Below are 15,725 nucleotides of genomic sequence, written 5' to 3' on the forward strand. Positions count from 1 at the left end.
GTCGGCTAGTGCCGCCCGAGCGCCGACGGCGCCTTCGAGGCCGGCGTCCGCCCGCTGAAGCGCCCCAGCGACCAGCGGGCGTGCGCCTCGGGCAGCGCCCGCCCCTCCACCAGGTCGGCGACGCGCTCCCCCACCAGCGCCGCGAACGTGAAGCCCTCGCCGGAGTCGCCGCACGCGATCGTGACGGCGCTCAGGAGGCGGTCGATGACGAAGTCGCCGTCCGGAGAGTCCGTCCACGAGCACACCTGCGCCGCGCCGGTCGTGGTGGGGAGCCCGGGCAGGGTGCGCGCCACGCGCTCGCGGATCATGGCGGTCGGCTCGCGGTCCGGCTCGCGGTCGGCGTCGCCGTCATCGAGCGCGCGCAGCGGCCGGTCGAGCCCGACCTTGTAGCCGAGGCCGGGCGCCGGCATACAGGAGATGCCCGCCTCCCATGCCCGCCTCGTCCACGAGCGCCCGGCGCCAGCACGACGTGGTCGGCACAGCCCTCGCCGCTCCTGCAGACGGGCGCCGACCAGCGCCTCCAGCCGTTCCATCGCCGCGACCGCCTGCGCGAGGGCACGCGCCCGCCAGGCCAGCGTGTCGATGCGCCGCCACAGCCGCGTCGTGCCGGAGGAGGACGAGAGCGTGTTGCCGACGCCGTAGCGGTCGACGAGCGTCACCTCGTGGCCGCGCTCGACCAGCTGCAGCGCGGCGGGCAGCCCCAGGCGCCTGCGCCGACGACGACGACCCTCATCGGACGAGCGGGCTCAGGAGGCCTGGCCGCCCTTCTCGGCGCGCAACTTGGCGATCTCGTACAGCGTGACGCTCGCCGCGATACCCGCGTTGAGCGACTCCGTGCTCGCGCTGATCGGGATGGAGACGACCGCGTCGCAGGTCTCGGTCACCAGCCGCGAGAGGCCCTTGCCCTCGCTGCCGACGACGATCACGACCGGGCGGTCGGCGAACGACAGGCCGGGGAGGCTGGTGTCGCCTCCCCCGTCGAGCCCGAGCACGAACACGCCCGCCTGCTTGAACGCCTTGAGCGTCTGCGTGAGATTCGCGGCCATGGCGACGGGCGTGCGCGCTGCCGCGCCCGCCGAGGTCTTCCACGCGGCGGCGGTCATGCCGACCGAGCGGCGCTGCGGCACGATGACGCCCTGACCGCCGAAGGCGGCGGTCGAGCGGATGATCGCGCCCAGGTTGCGCGGGTCGGTGATGCCGTCGAGCGCGACGAACAGCGGCGTCTCGCCCTTGCGGATCGTCAGGTCGAGCAGCTCCTGCGGGTGCGCGTACTCGTACGGCGGCACCTTCAGCGCGACACCCTGGTGCACGGCGTCGCGGCCGGCGAGCCGGTCGAGCTCGGGGCGCATGACCTCCAGCACCGGGATGGCGCGGCCGGTCGCGATCGAGAGGATCTCCTTCATCCGGTCGTCCATCTCGACCCGCGCCGCGACGTACAGCGTGGAGGCGGGGATGCGGGCCCGCAGCGCCTCCAGCACCGAGTTGCGACCGGTCACGATCTCGCTCTCGTCGCCGGACTTGGCCCGGCGGGAGGCGCCGGACGCACCGCGCGGGGTCGTGTCGCGGCCGCCGCCGCGCTGGGCCGCCTTGGCCGCGGAGCGCTCGCGGAGCACCTTCGCCTTGTGGGCGACGTGCCACTCGCGGTCCTCGGCCTTCGGCGTCGGGCCCTTGCCCTCGAGCGCCTTGCGGCCGTTGCCGCCCGTGCCCTTCAGCGGGCCCTTCTTGCCCTTGCGCACGGCTCCTGCGCGGGGCTTTCCACCCGAGTTCTTCATGGTTCGATGCTCCAATGCGACCCCGTCGGGGTGTCTTCGATGGTGATTCCCGCGGCGGTCAGCTCGTCGCGGATGCGGTCGGCGGCGGCGAAGTCACGCGCCTGCCGCGCCTCCTGCCGGTCGGCGAGCAGCCGCCCGACCAGCTGGCCGAGCGCCGCGTCGGCTGCGGACGAGCCCCCGGCGTTCCAGTGCGGCGACAGCGGGTTGATGCCGAGCACCTCCGTCATCGCGAGGACGTGCCCGCGGGCGGCGGCGGCCGCCTCCAAGTCTTCCGCATCGAGCGCCGCGTTTCCTGAACGCACGGTGTCGTGCAGCACGGCGAGCGCCTGCGGCACCGCGAGGTCGTCGTCCATCGCCTCGGCGAACGCGCCCGGCACGGTCTCGACGCCGCTCCCCGCGAACCGGGTGCCCTGGAGGCGCCGGTCGACGCGCTCGAAGAAGCCGGCGATGCGATCGAGGGCCGCCTCGGCCTCCTCCAGGCTGCCGTCGTGGAAGTCGATGGTGGAGCGGTAGTGCGCCGAGCCCAGGTAGTAGCGCACGACGATCGGGCGCGCCGCGCCCAGCAGGTCGGCCGCGTAGACCGAGTTGCCGAGCGACTTGCTCATCTTCTGGCCGTTCACGTGCACGAGGCCGTTGTGCACCCAGTACTGCGCGAAGTCGTCGCCGGCGGCCGTCGACTGCGCCAGCTCGTTCTCGTGGTGCGGGAAGCGGAGGTCGAGCCCGCCGCCGTGGATGTCGAACGCCGGCCCGAGGTAGCGGCGCGACATGGCCGAGCACTCGATGTGCCAGCCGGGGCGGCCCTCGCCCCACGGGGACGGGAACGCGGCGGAGGCGGGCTCGTCGGTCTTGCGGCCCTTCCAGAGGGCGAAGTCGCGCGGGTCGCGCTTGGCGCGCGGGTCGGCGTCGGCCGCCGCCTCCATGTTGTCGATGCTCTGCCGGGTGAGCGAGCCGTAGGCCGGCCAGCTCTGCACGTCGAAGTAGACGTCTCCGGAGCCGTCGGGAGCGACGTAGGCGTGACCGCGGTCGATGAGGCGCGCGATGATCTCCTGCATCTGCGGGATGCTGGCGGTCGCCCGCGGCTCGTAGGTCGGAGGCTGCACGCCGAGCGCCGTGTAGCCTGCCGTGAACTCCAGCTCGAACCGGTAGGCCAGCGCCCACCACTGCTCGATGCTGCCCTGCTCCTGCGCGGCGGCCGCGTTGACCAGGATCTTGTCGTCGATGTCGGTGACGTTGCGCACCAGCGTCACGTCGAGCCCGCGGTATACGAACCAGCGGCGCAGCTGGTCGTAGACGAGGGCCGAGCGGAGGTGCCCGATGTGCGGCGAGGACTGGACGGTCGGACCGCACACGTACATCCCCACCTTGCCCGGTTCGAGCGGGACGAAGTCGCGCAGGGCGCCGGCCTTCGTGTCGAAGAGTCGCAGAGTCACGCGTTACAGCCTAGAGGGCTGGTCGCGCCTGCGCCCTCGTCACCGCCCCGGAACCACCAGCGCCGTCGCGAACGCGGCGAGCCCCTCCCCGCGGCCGGTGAAGCCCAGCCCGTCCGTCGTGGTCGCGCTCACCGTCACCGGGGCGCCGAGGACGCTCGCGAGGGTGTCCTCGGCCTCCCGCCTGCGGGTCGAGAACCGCGGCCGGTTGCCGACCAGCTGCACGGAGACGTTGCCGATGCGGAACCCCGCCTCCTCGACCAGCCGCCGGGTCTCCTCCAGGAAGACGGAGCCGTGCGCACCCGCGAGCCGCGGATCGCCGGTGCCGAAGATCGTGCCGATGTCGCCCAGCCCCGCGGCCGACAGCAACGCGTCGACGATCGCGTGGGCGACCACGTCGCCGTCGCTGTGCCCGGCCAGCCCCGGCTCGCCCGGCCAGTACAGGCCGGCGACCCAGAGCTCCGCGGACGCGTCGAAGCCATGCGTGTCCGTGCCGAAGCCGACGCGCGGGAGGCTGGCGCCCGCCAGCAGCTCCTCCGCGCGGCGCAGATCCCACGGGGTGGTGATCTTGAACGCGTGCGCATCGCCCGGGATCACCGTCACCGCGTGGCCCGCCGCGGCGACGAGCCCGGCGTCGTCCGTCTCCTCGGTCTCCGCCGCGGCGTACGCGGCCAGGAGCTGCGCGGCCGGGAAGCCCTGCGGCGTCTGCACCGCGGCGAGCTGCGAGCGGTCGACGGTCTCGTGCACCTCGCCGTCGCCGCCCACCCGCTTGATGGTGTCGCTCACCGGGAGGCCGGGGACGATGCCGTGACCGCCCTCGACCACCGCCTCCACCACCCGGTCGAAGAGCGCGGACGGCGTGAGCGCACGGGCGGCGTCGTGGACGAGGATCACCTCGGTGCCGTCGTCCAGCAGCGACAGCCCCTCCTGCACCGAGCGCTGGCGGGTGCCGCCGCCGGGCAGGACGTCGATCAGCCGGCCGAAGATCTCGAAGCCGAGCCGCCGCGCCTCGTCCATCCGGTCGGCCGGCACCACCACGACCGGGTCGGCCGCGTGGCGCATGCCGCGCACAGCATGCAGCGAGCGCTCGAGCAGCGACTGCCCGGCGAGCGTGACGAACGCCTTCGGGACGTCGGCGCCCAGCCGCGTGCCGGAGCCGGCGGCGACGATGACGACCGCGACCCGCGGTCCGGACGTGGAGTCGGCGGTGGAGGTCATGAGGCGACCCTACCCGCCGCGGACGTCCGGGGCCCCACAACGTCGAAGGCCCCGCGACCGGTGGTCGCGGGGCCCTGGAGCGTATGGGGTGAAGCCTAGGAGGCCAGCACCTCGTCGAGCAGGCTGGACGCCTTCTCGTCGTCGGTCTTCTCGGCGAGCGCCAGCTCGGAGATGAGGATCTGGCGGGCCTTGGCGAGCATGCGCTTCTCGCCGGCCGAGAGGCCGCGGTCCTGGTCGCGGCGCCACAGGTCGCGCACGACCTCCGACACCTTGATGACGTCGCCGGAGGCCAGCTTCTCGAGGTTGGCCTTGTAGCGGCGGGACCAGTTGGTGGGCTCCTCCGTGAACGGGGCGCGGAGCACCTCGAAGACGCGGTCGAGGCCCTCCTTGCCGATGACGTCGCGCACTCCGACGAGGTCGACGTTGTCGGCGGGGACCTCGATGGTCAGGTCGCCCTGCGTCACGTTGAGCTTGAGGTACAGCTTCTCTTCACCCTTGATGATTCTCTTCTTGACCTCGGTGATCGTTGCAGCCCCGTGATGGGGGTAGACGACGGTTTCGCCAACCTCGAAAAGCATAGATATGTTGTCCCTTCAGCAAAGAATAGGATACCACACGAGGCACATGCTAAGGTTCGCCCTCGCACCTTCCTCGCGGCCGGGAGCGCGTGGGCGCATGCGCTAGGATCGAACCGAAAACCCCGCTGTGATCAGGGCAGAACCGTGCCCTCCGGCGGAACGATCTGGAGGGTCCTGCCAAGTGAAAGCTCGCGTCGCGGCGTCCGTCGTCCTCGCTCTGTCCGTCGCCCTCGGCACCGCCGGCTGCGGACTCGTCGCCCCGCAGGCGACGACGAAGCACTACGACGCGAGCGACGGTGTGAGCGGCAGCGTCGGCTCCATCGACGTGCGCAACGCGATCGTCGTGACGGGCGACGACGACAGCGTCGGCAGCCTGGTCGTCACCCTCGTCAACACCGACTCCAAGAGCCACCGCGTGGCGGTCACCGCCGGCGACGACTCCTCTTCCCGTGCCTACGTCACGGTGGAGCCCGGCCAGGTCAAGCAGGTCGGCAGCGACCCGGAGTCCGAGACCGGCAACGTCTTCTTCCCGGAGTTCAGCGGTAAGCCGGGCGGGCTCTTCCCCGTCTACTTCCAGTACGGCGACAACACCGGCGTCCAGCTGAAGGTGCCGGTGCTCTCCGGCGGCCTCCCCGAGTACTCCAGCCTGGTGCCGCCGAGCATCCTCCCGGCCGCTCCATAGGCCCCACGACCTACGAAGAAGGGAGGCGGTGCATCGCGCGCACCGCCTCCCTTCTTCGTATACCGGCTCGCTACGCGTTGAAGCGGTAGCCGAGCCCGCGCACCGTCACCAGCATGCGCGGCTCCGAGGGGCTCTCCTCGATGCGCGAGCGGATGCGCTTGATGTGCACGTCGAGCGTCTTGGTGTCGCCGAAGTAATCGCTCCCCCACACCCGGTCGATCAGCTGGCCACGGGTCAGCACGCGGCCGGCGTTGCGCAGCAGCAGCTCCAGCAGCTCGAATTCCTTGAGCGGCATGGAGATCTCGGAGCCGTTGACCGCGACCGTGTGGCGGTCGACGTCCATGCGGACCGTGCCGGCCTCCAGCACGCCGTCGTCGGCCAGCTCCTCCGCCTCCACCCGGCGGCGCAGCACGGCCCGGATGCGGGCGAGCAGCTCGCGCGACGAGTACGGCTTGGTGACGTAGTCGTCGGCGCCGAGCTCGAGCCCGACGACGATGTCGACCTCGGAGTCCTTCGCGGTCAGCATGATGATCGGCACGCTGGAGCGGGTGCGGATCTCGCGGCACACCTCGGTCCCCGGGATGCCCGGGAGCATCAGGTCGAGCAGCACCAGGTCGGGGCCGACGCGGTCGAACTCGGCGAGCGCTGTGGGCCCGTCCTCGGCCACGGTCACCTCGTAGCCCTCGCGCTTCAACAGGTACGCGAGCGGCTCGCTGAGCGCGGCCTCATCCTCGACGAGCAGGACGGATGTCACGGGTTCTCTCCAATCGGGGGGCGGATGACGGCGGCCTCCGGAAGCCGGATCGTGAACGTGGAGCCGCGGCCGGGCTGCGACCACACGCGCACCTCGCCGCCGTGGTTCTGCACGGCGTGCTTGACGATCGACAGCCCGAGTCCGGTGCCGCCGGTGTTGCGGGAGCGGGCCTGGTCGACCCGGAAGAAGCGCTCGAAGACGCGGTCGAGGTCCTCCTCGGGGATGCCCTCGCCCTGGTCGGTGACCGCGATCTCCACGACGCCGTCGACGTCGCGCACACCGATGCCGATGCGGGAGTCGTCGGGAGAGTACTGGATCGCGTTCGAGATGAGGTTGTCGACCGCGGTGACCAGGAGCTTCTCGTCGCCCATGATCTCGGCCTTCTTGTCGCCACGCAGGGCGATCTCGATGCCGCGCGCCTCCGCGGCGACGCGGTTCTGGTCGACGGCCGCCTTGACGATCTTGTGCGCGGAGAGGAGGACGGCGTTGCCCAGCGCATCCGTCGCCTGCAGCCGGCTGAGCTCGATGATGTCCTGGGTGATGCGGGCGAGGCGCGACGCCTCCTCGCTGAGGCGCAGGGCGAACCGGCGCACCTGGTCGGGGTCGTCGGAGGCGTCGTCGAGCGCCTCCGCGAGCAGGCTGACCGCGCCGATCGGTGTCTTCAGCTCGTGACTGATGTTGGCGACGAAGTCGCGGCGGACCGAGTCCAGCCGGAACGACTCGGTGCGGTCCTCCGCGAGCAGCAGCACGTAGCGGGAGCCGAGCCGCGCGACGCGGACGCTCAGGTGGATGTTGGCCTCGCCGAACGGACCGCGTGCGAGCTCGCACTCCGCGGTGATCGGCTCGCCGGTGCGGCGCACGCTGTCGACCATCTCGACGAGCCGGGGGTGCACGAGTGCGCCGTTCCAGACCAGTCCGATCGCATGCGCGCCCGGTGATGCCTTGACCACGTTGTTGGAGGGGTCGAGCACGACGCCGGCGGACTCCATCGCGTCGAGCACGGCATCCACGCCGTCCGGGACGGCCGGGCTGACGACCTGCGCGGCGTGCGTTCCGCGGCGCTCGGCGATGTGCAGGATCCACACGAACCCGGCGCCGACGATGAGCCCCAGGCCCAGCGAGAGCAGCACCAACCAGGCGGAGTCCATACGGCCAAGCGTAGGCGATGGCCCGACGCGTGAAATGCCGGGATGCTCGTTTCGCCGCGTGTTTTCGCGGGTACGTTAGACAGTGTTCAGGTGGACGGCACCGTTCGTTAACCTGTGCCCGAGAGCATTCCGAGCGGAGTCAGTCGACCCCTCGTCCCGCGTGCGTCCGCACGCCAGGAAGGATCACACCCATGCGCGCAGTTTTCCAGCAGGAGCTCGCAGAAGTCCAGGACCGGCTGGTCGAGATCGCCGAGCTGGTCGTGCGCTCCATCCGCAGCGCGACGCAGGCCTTCAACGAGTCCGACGTCTCGCTCGCGGAGGAGGTCATCGCCAACGACCACCGCATCGACGAGGCCACGGTCATCCTGGACGAGCTCTCCATCCAGATCCTCGCCCGCCAGCAGCCGGTGGCGCGCGACCTGCGCATCGTCGTGACGGCGCTGCGCGTGAGCGCCTCGCTCGAGCGCATGGGCGACATGGCCGAGCACATCGCCCAGCTCGCCCGCTACCGCTTCCCGGACAAGGTGGTGCCGAAGAGCCTCCGCTCGACCTTCGCCGAGATGGGCCGCCTCGACGTCGCCATCGCCGAGAAGCTGGTGGAGCTGCTCCGCACCCAGGACATCCGCCTCGCCGACGAGATCCGCAACGACGACGACGACATCGACGAGCTGCACATCAGCGTCTTCGACAAGGTGCTCGGCGAGACGTGGAAGGGCGAGGCGGTCGACACGGTCGACGCGACCCTGGCCTCCCGCTACCACGAGCGCTTCGCGGACCACGCGGTCTCGATCGCCAAGAAGGTCCAGTACCTCGCGACCGGCGACTGGGCCCCGGAGCTCACGACCAACTGACCCGGCTCGGCAAACCGCCGAGTACGCAGAAAGTGCGCGGATTCGCTTCGAGTCCGCGCACTTTCTGCGTACTCGGCGGTTTGCTACGGGCGGAGGGGGACGGTCGCGGCGATCAGGCGGCGGCCGTGCGGGGCGCGCACGACCACCGCGATCGCGGTGAGGGTCGTGCGCTCGCCCGGGTGCAGCGCGCCCGCGCGCTGGTCGGTCACGTGCGGGCGGAACCCGGCCCGCAGGTGACGCTGGTCGCGGATCGTGGCGCCCGCCGCCTCCAACGCATCCACCACGGAGAGGTGGAGGCTGCGCAGCGGCTCCGAATCATGCAGCACGGTCACGGGCACGGTCGCGCGGGAGCCGAACCGCTCGCGCCGGCCGCCGACGACCGGGATGGGCGGAACGCGCGGGACGAGCGCGGCCACGGCCTCCGCCTCCAGCTCGGCATCGAAGGGCGGCACGATCGTAACGTGCAGCGGCCAGTCGGACGTCGGGAACTCCGCGCGCGCGAGCGCCGGTACAGACGCGTCGTCGCCGCGCTCCGGAAGGAACGCGGCGACGACGAAGGTGCGAGTCGTGGCTACTTCTTGCCCTGGTTGGCGACCGCGGCGGCGCCGGCGGCGGCGGCCTCGGGGTCGAGGTAGTACGACGGCTCGATCGGCGAGAAGTCCTCGTCGAGCTTGTAGACGAGCGGGATGCCGGTCGGGATGTTCAGCTCGGCGATCTCCTCGTCGGAGATGCCGTCGAGGTGCTTCACCAGCGCGCGCAGCGAGTTGCCATGCGCGGTGACGAGCACGGTCTTGCCCTCGGCGAGGCTGCCGGTGATGTCGGACTCCCAGTACGGGAGCATGCGCGCGATGACGTCCTTGAGGCACTCCGTGCGCGGCAGCTCGTCGCCGAGGCCCGCGTAGCGCGGGTCGCCGACCTGCGAGAACTCGGCGTCGTCCGCGAGCGGCGGCGGCGGCACGTCGAAGGAGCGGCGCCAGAGCTGGAACTGCTCCGGGCCGTACTTCTCGAGCGTCTCGGCCTTGTCGAGGCCCTGCAGCGCGCCGTAGTGGCGCTCGTTGAGACGCCAGGAGCGCTCCACCGGGATCCAGAGCCTGTCGGCGACCTCGAGCGCGAGGTTCGCGGTCTGGATCGCGCGGGTCAGCACGGACGTGTAGAGGATGTCGGGGGTGAGGCCCGACTCGGCGAGCAGCTCGCCTGCGCGCTTCGCCTCGGCGACGCCCTGCTCGCTGAGCCGGACGTCGACCCAGCCGGTGAACAGGTTCTTCTGGTTCCACTCGCTGTTGCCGTGGCGGAGGAGGATCAAGGTGTAGGGGGCGGCCATGCCTCCAATCTACCGGGCCGGATGCGCGAGACTGGACGCATGGCATCGGGCGCGGTCGGGACGGTCACGCGTGGCACGACGAACACGAATCGGCTGCGCCGCGTCGACCGCTGGATCGCCTCCCTCCCCCTGCTGCGCCGCACGGCCGACCCGCTCGTCGTCGACCTCGGCTACGGCGCCAGTGGCGTGACGGCGCTCGAGCTGCACCAGCGCCTCGCGAAGGTGCGCGCCGACGTCGAGGTCGTCGGCCTCGAGATCGAGCCGGGCCGTGTCCGGACGGCGGAGGAGCAGCTGGTGGAGGTGCGCGCCGGGCGCACGTCGTTCGACCCGGCGGCGCGCATCCGGTTCGCCGTCGGCGGGTTCGAGGTGCCGCTGCCCGATGGACGCCGCGCGGCCGTCATCCGCGCCTTCAACGTGCTCCGCCAGTACGACGAGTCGGAGGTGGCCGCAGCCTGGGAGCGGATGCTCGCGCGGCTGCAGCCCGGCGGCCTGCTGGTGGAGGGCACCTGCGACGAGATCGGGCGCATCTCCTCGTGGGTCGCGCTCGGGCCGGAGGGGCCGCGCACCTTCACCGTCTCGCTGCGGCTCACCGGGCTGGAGGCGCCGTCGATCGTGGCGGAACGGCTGCCGAAGGCGCTGATCCACCGCAACGTGCCCGGCGAGCGCGTGCACGACCTCCTGCTCGACCTCGACCGGCTCTGGCGCATCCACTCGCCTCTCGCCGCCTACGGGCCGAGGCAGCGCTGGATCGCGGTCGCCCAGGGCATGCGCGACGCCGGCTGGCCGGTGATCGGCGGCCGGTCCCGCTGGCGGCTCGGGGAGCTGACGGTGGCGTGGGAGGCGGTGGCCCCGGTCACGCCTCCGCCCGCGACCGCCACAGCAGCCACAGGAAGTACGGGGCGCCGATGACCGCGGTGGTGAGCCCGACCGGGATCTGAGCCGGGGCGATCAGGGTGCGCCCGACGGTGTCGGCCACGCTCACCAGCACCGCCCCGAGCAGGGCGGCGACCGGCAGCACGCGCGCGCTGCGCCTCCCGACCAGCGAACGGGCGGCGTGCGTGGCGACCAGGCCGACGAACCCGATGACGCCGACGGCGGAGACGGCGGCGGCGCTCAGCGCGACCGCGACGGCGAGCAGCCAGAGCCGTGTCCGGCCGAGCGGGACGCCGAGGAGCCGCGGTGTGTCGGGGTCGAGTCCGACGAGGTCGAGCCGCCGATGGGCGACCGCGAGCAGCGGGGCCGCCACCACGAGCGCGACGAGCACCGGCAGCACCTGCGGGAAGGTGCGGCCGTAGGTCGACCCCGAGAGCCACACCAGCGCCTTCGCCGCGTTGAACGGGTCGGTCAGCACGATCAGCAGGCTGGTCAGCGCCGTCGCGCCCGACGAGACGCCGATGCCGATCAGCACGAGCCGGTTCTGCTCCAGCCCGCGGCGCGCCGCCAGGCCGAAGACCAGGGCGGCTGCCGCGGTGGCGCCGATCAGCGAGAAGCCGCCGACGAGCCAGAAGGAGGCGAGCGGCACGACGGTGATGACCGCCACCGCGCCGACGCCCGCTCCCCCGACGACGCCGAGGATGCCGGGCTCGGCGAGCGGATTGCGCGACACCGCCTGCACGATCGTGCCCGCGAGCGCGAGCGCGGCGCCCGCGAGCAGGGCGGCGAGCACCCGTGGGAGGCGGGTGTCGAGCACGAACGAGACCACCCTCCCCGCGTTCCCCGTCGCCCAGTTCCACACGTCGCCCAGCAGGAGGCGCGCGTCGCCCAGCAGCACGGCCGCGACGACGGAGGCCACCAGTGCGAGGGAGGACACCACGAGCGCGAGCACGAACGCCCGCCGCCCGCGCAGCTTGACGAAGGCGGCGCCTTCCGGCTCGGAGCTGCTGTCGCGCGACCGGTACGCGAGCCAGACCAGCACGGCCGCGCCGAAGACCGTCGTGACGATGCCGGTCGGGACCGCGACTCCGGCCTCCGCCCCGAACAGCGCCCGGAGGAGCACGTCCGCGCCGAGCACGACGAGCACCCCCGCGACCGCCGACGCGGGCAGGAATGCGCGATGCCGCAGCAGCCCGGGCACGCGCGAGCCGACGAGGCGCACGATCGCGGGCGCGCAGAGGCCGACGAAGGCGATCGGCCCGGCCAGCGTGACCGCGACCGCGGCCAGCAGCACGGCCAGCACGACCGCGATGCTGCGCGTGAGCCGCGGGTTCACCCCGACGACGGCCGCGCCCTCGTCCCCCATCGCCAGGATGTCGAGGCGACGGCCGAGCACGAGGAGGCCCGCGAACGCGACCGCGGCGACCGGGAGCAGCTGCAGCGCCGGCCCCATCCCGGTCTGCGCCAGGGTTCCGTTGCCCCAGGCGAAGAGACCGGTGGTCTCCTGCTGGAACAGCAGGAGCAGCATCCCGCTCATGCCGCTGAACGCCAGCGTCAGCGCCGAACCGGCGAGCACCAGCCGTACCGGCCCCGCGCCCGCCCGCGAGAGGCCCAGCACGATCGCGGCGGCGACCAGTCCGCCCACGAACGCGACCGCTCCGGAGGACAGCGCCGGGAGGGTGACGCCGAAGGCGGCGACCGCGACGACCGCGAGATACCCGCCCGCGTTGACGGCGAGCGTGTCGGGCGACGCGAGCACGTTGCGGGAGGCGGACTGGAGCGCGGCTCCCGCCGCCCCCAGCGATGCGCCGACGACCAGCCCGGCCACGAGCCGCGGCAGACGCGAGGCGACGAGCACGGCGTCGGCGGCCTCCGACCCCGAGCCGGAGCCGAGCCCCGCGATCGCCCGCCAGATCGCGGCGGGCGTGACCGCGGCCGTGCCCTGGCTGACGTGGAGGGCCGCGAGCGCGAGCAGGGCGACGACGGCCGCGGCGGCGAGCAGCGTGAGCCGTCCGCCGCGGCGGGCGACGTCGGTCACTTCGTCAGCGCGCTCACGAGGGCGTCGACGTACTGGGTCATCGACGCGGTCCCGCCGAACATCCAGATGCCGTCGGGGAGGCGCGTGGCGTGGCCCGCCTTCACGAACGCCAGCGAATTCCACACGGCGTTGTCCGTGAGACCGTCGGCGAACGGGTCGCCGTCGGTGTCGTTGGCGATGTAGACGAAGCGGGTGTCGGCCGGGAGCGCGGTGAGCCCCTCCACGTCGGTCGAGGCGAGACCGTACGCCTCGTCGCCCTTCAGCGTCCACGGGTCGGTCAGGCCGAGCTTCTCGTTGACGTCCGCGATGAGCGAGCCCTTCACGTACGGGCGGACGCTGACCTGGCCGCCCTGCTGCCAGCCGTCGGCGAAGGCGACGGGCGTGCCGCCGAGGCCGGCGTCGGCGAGCTTCTTCTTCCCGTCGGCCAGGGCCGCGTCGAAGGCGTCGAGCGCGTCGCCGGCCTCGTCCTCCGTGCCGGTGGCCTTCGCGATCATGGTCAGGTTGTCCTTCATCTGCTGCAGCTGCCTGCTCGCGTCGGCGGAGCGCACGACGACAACGGGCGCGACCTTCTCGAGCTGGTCGATGGCCGAGTCGGCGAGGTCGGTCGTCGCCACGACCAGGTCGGGCTTGAGCGCGGCGACGGTGTCGACGCTGGGCTCGCCGCGGGTGCCGATGTCCTTGGTGCCGGCCGGGAGCTTCTCCGCTGTGTCCCAGGCGGTGTAACCGGTGACGTCGGCAGCGCCCACCGGCTCGACGCCGAGCGTGAGCAGCGCCTCCACCACGTTCCACTCGGTGCCGACCACGCGCTTCGCGGGACCGTCGAGCGAGACCTTCTCGCCGCGCGCGTCGGTCACCGTGAGCGAGCCGGAGCCCTCCTGCGCGTCGGCGGCGGGCTCTGTCGTCCCGCAGCCGGCGAGGGCGAGGGTCGCGGCCGCGGCGAGGGCGGCGGCGGGCAGGAGGCGGCGGAGGTTCATGAGGTCCTTTCGGCGGTGACGGACGTGCTGCGGAGGTGGTGCGCACCGACCGCCCGCGTGCGCGGGACGCCGGTGAGCGGATCGAGGTCGACGTGGATGCGGATGCCGTAGACGCGCGTGAGCAGCTCGGCGTCGTAGACCTCTGCCGCGCCTCCCGCCGCCACCACACGGCCCTCGGAGAGGAGGACGACGCGATCGGAGACGGCGGCGGCCTGGTCGAGATCGTGCAGGACCATGCCGACGGTCACGCCGTGCACGTCGGCGAGCTCGCGGGCCAGGTCGAGGATCTCGACCTGGTAGCGCAGGTCGAGGTAGGTGGTGGGCTCGTCGAGCAGCAGGACGTCGGTGTCCTGCGCGAGGCAGCAGGCGAGCCAGACGCGCTGCAGCTGGCCGCCGGAGAGCGCCTCCACGCCGCGGTCGGCGAAGGCGGTCACGCCGGTGAGCCGCATGGCGCGCTCGACGGCGGCGGCGCCCTGCGGGTCGGTGCCGCGCAGGCGCGCCCGGTAGGGGTGCCTGCCGAAGCCGACCACGTCGCGGACGCTGAGCCCGGCCGGGGTGGGGCGGCTCTGCGCGAGCAGGGTCACGCGGCGGGCGAAGGCCGGGCGGGAGAGGGCGAGCGCGTCCTCGTCGGCGCCGCCGTGCGCGTGCAGGGTGACCCGTCCGGCGCGGGCGTCCTTCAGTCGCGCGATCGCCCGCAGCAGCGTCGACTTGCCGCTGCCGTTCGGGCCGATGAGCGAGGTGACGCGACCGGCGGGGAGGCGGAGGTCGGCCTCCCGCACCACATCGTCGCCGTCGTAGGCGACCGTCATGCCCAGCGCGGTGAGCCCGACGGGGCCGGTCGCGAGAGCGGCCTCCTGTGCGGGCAGCGTCGAACTCGGACGGAGGGAGGGGGTCACGCAGGTTAGGTTAGCATTACCTAAAAAGCCGTCGTCAAGTCAGGACCGTGAGGTCGGCGCCCGTCGACTCGGGCAGCTCAGCCGCGCGGCTTGCGCGTCACCGCACCCAGGCGCGGCAGGCGCGGCACGTCGGCCTCGGCGCCCGCCTCCGGCGGCACGACGACCTCCTGCGCGGCGGCGACGGCCGTGCCGTCCGCGTCGACCGTGAGCGTGGCCGCGGCGTCCGTTCCGCGCTTGACGACGGCCAGCGCGATCGGCCCCAGCTCGTAGTGGAGGGCCGACGAGGTGACCGCGCCGACCTCCTTGCCGTCGAGCGACACGACGGCCCCTTGCGCCGGATGCACGCCCTCCGAGCCGTCCAGGTGCAGCATGACCAGGCGCCGCGGCGGGTGGCCGAGGTTGTGCACCTTCGCCACCGTCTCCTGGCCGCGGTAGCAGCCCTTGGTCAGGTGCACGGCGGTGCGCAGCCAGTCGAGCTCGTGCGGGATGGTGCGCTCGTCGACCTCCGTCGAGAACCGCGGCCGCCAGGCGGCGATGCGCAATGCGTCGGCCGCCAGCGTGCCGGCGGCGGCGAACTCGCCGGCGGCGACGCGGTCGACGATGCCCGCGAGGGCGTCGCGTGGGACCAGCCGCTCGCTCCAGCTCCAGTCGGCGCCGGGATGCTCACCGCGCGCGTACTGATGGCCGCCCGGCGTGACGGCGTGCCACGGGTCGTGCCAGACCAGCGGAACCCCGTTCGAGACGGCTGCTGGGAGGTCGGGCTCGCCGAGCGTGCCGATCGTCGCGTACTCGTCGGTGCGGTCCGCCACCTCCACCCGCAGCATGAAGCGCATGGAGTCCAGCCAGCCGCGCAGCCCCTCCGCCTCCGGCCGGTCGACCAGCAGCCAGACGGTCTCGCCGTCCTCGACGATCCGTGCCGCGTGCTCGACCCGGCCGGTGACGTCGAGCAGGAGGGTCTCGGACGACTCCCCCGGCTGCAGCCCGGTCAGGGCCTGGCTGGTCAGCGAGTTGAGCCAGCTGAGCCGGTCGGGGCCGGTGACCGTCAGCACGGCGCGGTCGGACAGGTCGACGATCGCGCGGCCCTCCGCCAGCGCCCGCTGCTCGGCGAGCGGGTTGCCGTAGTGCGCGGGGACGCCCGTCTCCGCGATGTCGACGGCGCCGGGGAGGCCGAGGAACGGCGATGCCATCAGCTG

The 15,725-nt window shown here is 72.8% G+C and carries 16 protein-coding genes; 3 read left to right on the forward strand and 13 right to left on the reverse strand.

Features of this window, described 5'->3' with window-relative positions; genetic code table 11:
- Positions 1-5: 5 nt before the first annotated feature.
- From P5G50_RS16435 to P5G50_RS16455, 5 genes are all read right to left on the reverse strand, one after another.
- The gene (locus P5G50_RS16435; protein WP_301211924.1) at positions 6-659 is read right to left on the reverse strand and encodes an FAD-dependent oxidoreductase; all 654 of its coding nucleotides are present in this window, start codon (positions 657-659) and stop codon (positions 6-8) included.
- Between the two features lie 87 nt (positions 660-746).
- Complete coding sequence (gene rlmB / locus P5G50_RS16440) at positions 747-1,772, reverse strand: 23S rRNA (guanosine(2251)-2'-O)-methyltransferase RlmB (protein ID WP_301211923.1); 1,026 nt, start codon at positions 1,770-1,772, stop codon at positions 747-749.
- On the reverse strand, positions 1,769-3,202 hold the full coding sequence (gene cysS / locus P5G50_RS16445) for a cysteine--tRNA ligase (RefSeq protein ID WP_301211921.1): 1,434 nt from the start codon (positions 3,200-3,202) through the stop codon (positions 1,769-1,771). Before cysS ends, rlmB begins: the two co-directional genes overlap by 4 nt.
- 39 nt (positions 3,203-3,241) lie before the next feature.
- A complete protein-coding gene (gene ispD, locus P5G50_RS16450; RefSeq protein ID WP_301211920.1) occupies positions 3,242-4,417 on the reverse strand; it encodes a 2-C-methyl-D-erythritol 4-phosphate cytidylyltransferase in 1,176 nt (391 codons plus the stop codon).
- A gap of 95 nt (positions 4,418-4,512) precedes the next feature.
- The gene (locus P5G50_RS16455) at positions 4,513-4,995 is read right to left on the reverse strand and encodes a CarD family transcriptional regulator (protein WP_301211919.1); all 483 of its coding nucleotides are present in this window, start codon (positions 4,993-4,995) and stop codon (positions 4,513-4,515) included.
- A 181-nt stretch (positions 4,996-5,176) separates the two neighbouring features.
- Between P5G50_RS16455 and P5G50_RS16460 the strand changes: the two genes are divergently transcribed.
- The gene (locus P5G50_RS16460; RefSeq protein ID WP_301211918.1) at positions 5,177-5,677 is read left to right on the forward strand and encodes a hypothetical protein; all 501 of its coding nucleotides are present in this window, start codon (positions 5,177-5,179) and stop codon (positions 5,675-5,677) included.
- Positions 5,678-5,747: 70 nt separating this feature from the next.
- Here P5G50_RS16460 and P5G50_RS16465 read toward each other — a convergent pair whose 3' ends face one another.
- A complete protein-coding gene (locus tag P5G50_RS16465) occupies positions 5,748-6,431 on the reverse strand; it encodes a response regulator transcription factor (protein ID WP_301211917.1) in 684 nt (227 codons plus the stop codon).
- Positions 6,428-7,579 carry a sensor histidine kinase gene (locus P5G50_RS16470; protein ID WP_301211916.1) on the reverse strand — a complete coding sequence of 384 codons (1,152 nt, stop codon included), beginning with the start codon at positions 7,577-7,579 and terminating at the stop codon, positions 6,428-6,430. Before P5G50_RS16470 ends, P5G50_RS16465 begins: the two co-directional genes overlap by 4 nt.
- Before the next feature lie 191 nt (positions 7,580-7,770).
- Here P5G50_RS16470 and phoU point away from each other — a divergent pair, with 191 nt between their 5' ends.
- Positions 7,771-8,430, forward strand: a complete 660-nt coding sequence (phoU, locus tag P5G50_RS16475; protein WP_301211915.1) for a phosphate signaling complex protein PhoU — start codon at positions 7,771-7,773, stop codon at positions 8,428-8,430.
- A gap of 83 nt (positions 8,431-8,513) precedes the next feature.
- On the opposite strand, the gene P5G50_RS16480 is transcribed toward phoU, so the two are convergent.
- Positions 8,514-8,897 carry a 2'-5' RNA ligase family protein gene (locus P5G50_RS16480; RefSeq protein ID WP_488192647.1) on the reverse strand — a complete coding sequence of 128 codons (384 nt, stop codon included), beginning with the start codon at positions 8,895-8,897 and terminating at the stop codon, positions 8,514-8,516.
- 104 nt (positions 8,898-9,001) lie between these two features.
- On the reverse strand, positions 9,002-9,751 hold the full coding sequence (locus P5G50_RS16485) for a phosphoglyceromutase (protein ID WP_301212154.1): 750 nt from the start codon (positions 9,749-9,751) through the stop codon (positions 9,002-9,004).
- Between the two features lie 39 nt (positions 9,752-9,790).
- On the opposite strand from P5G50_RS16485, the gene P5G50_RS16490 reads away from it, so the two are divergent.
- The gene (locus tag P5G50_RS16490; protein ID WP_301212155.1) at positions 9,791-10,660 is read left to right on the forward strand and encodes a class I SAM-dependent methyltransferase; all 870 of its coding nucleotides are present in this window, start codon (positions 9,791-9,793) and stop codon (positions 10,658-10,660) included.
- On the opposite strand, the gene P5G50_RS16495 is transcribed toward P5G50_RS16490, so the two are convergent.
- The 4 genes from P5G50_RS16495 to ygfZ all read right to left on the reverse strand — a co-directional run bounded on the left by P5G50_RS16495 (position 10,605) and on the right by ygfZ (position 15,719).
- On the reverse strand, positions 10,605-12,662 hold the full coding sequence (locus tag P5G50_RS16495; RefSeq protein ID WP_301212156.1) for an iron ABC transporter permease: 2,058 nt from the start codon (positions 12,660-12,662) through the stop codon (positions 10,605-10,607). The genes P5G50_RS16490 and P5G50_RS16495 overlap by 56 nt on opposite strands.
- Positions 12,659-13,636 (reverse strand): iron-siderophore ABC transporter substrate-binding protein, encoded by a 978-nt coding sequence (locus P5G50_RS16500; RefSeq protein WP_301212157.1) that lies wholly within the window; start codon positions 13,634-13,636, stop codon positions 12,659-12,661. Before P5G50_RS16500 ends, P5G50_RS16495 begins: the two co-directional genes overlap by 4 nt.
- The gene (locus P5G50_RS16505; protein ID WP_301212352.1) at positions 13,633-14,445 is read right to left on the reverse strand and encodes an ABC transporter ATP-binding protein; all 813 of its coding nucleotides are present in this window, start codon (positions 14,443-14,445) and stop codon (positions 13,633-13,635) included. The genes P5G50_RS16500 and P5G50_RS16505 overlap by 4 nt, the downstream gene beginning before the upstream one ends.
- A gap of 164 nt (positions 14,446-14,609) precedes the next feature.
- A complete protein-coding gene (ygfZ, locus tag P5G50_RS16510; protein ID WP_301212158.1) occupies positions 14,610-15,719 on the reverse strand; it encodes a CAF17-like 4Fe-4S cluster assembly/insertion protein YgfZ in 1,110 nt (369 codons plus the stop codon).
- Positions 15,720-15,725 lie beyond the last annotated feature (6 nt).

The sequence above is a fragment of the Leifsonia williamsii genome (assembly GCF_030433685.1).
Lineage (GTDB): Bacteria > Actinomycetota > Actinomycetes > Actinomycetales > Microbacteriaceae > Leifsonia > Leifsonia williamsii.

Bases quoted from the DNA above. Each gene is read 5' to 3' on its own strand.
- ygfZ (WP_301212158.1), bottom strand. From the start codon at position 15,719: ATGGCATCGCCGTTCCTCGGCCTCCCCGGCGCCGTCGACATCGCGGAG.
- ispD (WP_301211920.1), bottom strand. From the start codon at position 4,417: ATGACCTCCACCGCCGACTCCACGTCCGGACCGCGGGTCGCGGTCGTC.
- P5G50_RS16490 (WP_301212155.1), top strand. From the start codon at position 9,791: ATGGCATCGGGCGCGGTCGGGACGGTCACGCGTGGCACGACGAACACG.
- P5G50_RS16485 (WP_301212154.1), bottom strand. From the start codon at position 9,751: ATGGCCGCCCCCTACACCTTGATCCTCCTCCGCCACGGCAACAGCGAG.
- phoU (WP_301211915.1), top strand. From the start codon at position 7,771: ATGCGCGCAGTTTTCCAGCAGGAGCTCGCAGAAGTCCAGGACCGGCTG.
- rlmB (WP_301211923.1), bottom strand. From the start codon at position 1,772: ATGAAGAACTCGGGTGGAAAGCCCCGCGCAGGAGCCGTGCGCAAGGGC.
- P5G50_RS16470 (WP_301211916.1), bottom strand. From the start codon at position 7,579: ATGGACTCCGCCTGGTTGGTGCTGCTCTCGCTGGGCCTGGGGCTCATC.
- P5G50_RS16455 (WP_301211919.1), bottom strand. From the start codon at position 4,995: ATGCTTTTCGAGGTTGGCGAAACCGTCGTCTACCCCCATCACGGGGCT.
- P5G50_RS16500 (WP_301212157.1), bottom strand. From the start codon at position 13,636: ATGAACCTCCGCCGCCTCCTGCCCGCCGCCGCCCTCGCCGCGGCCGCG.
- P5G50_RS16505 (WP_301212352.1), bottom strand. From the start codon at position 14,445: ATGACGGTCGCCTACGACGGCGACGATGTGGTGCGGGAGGCCGACCTC.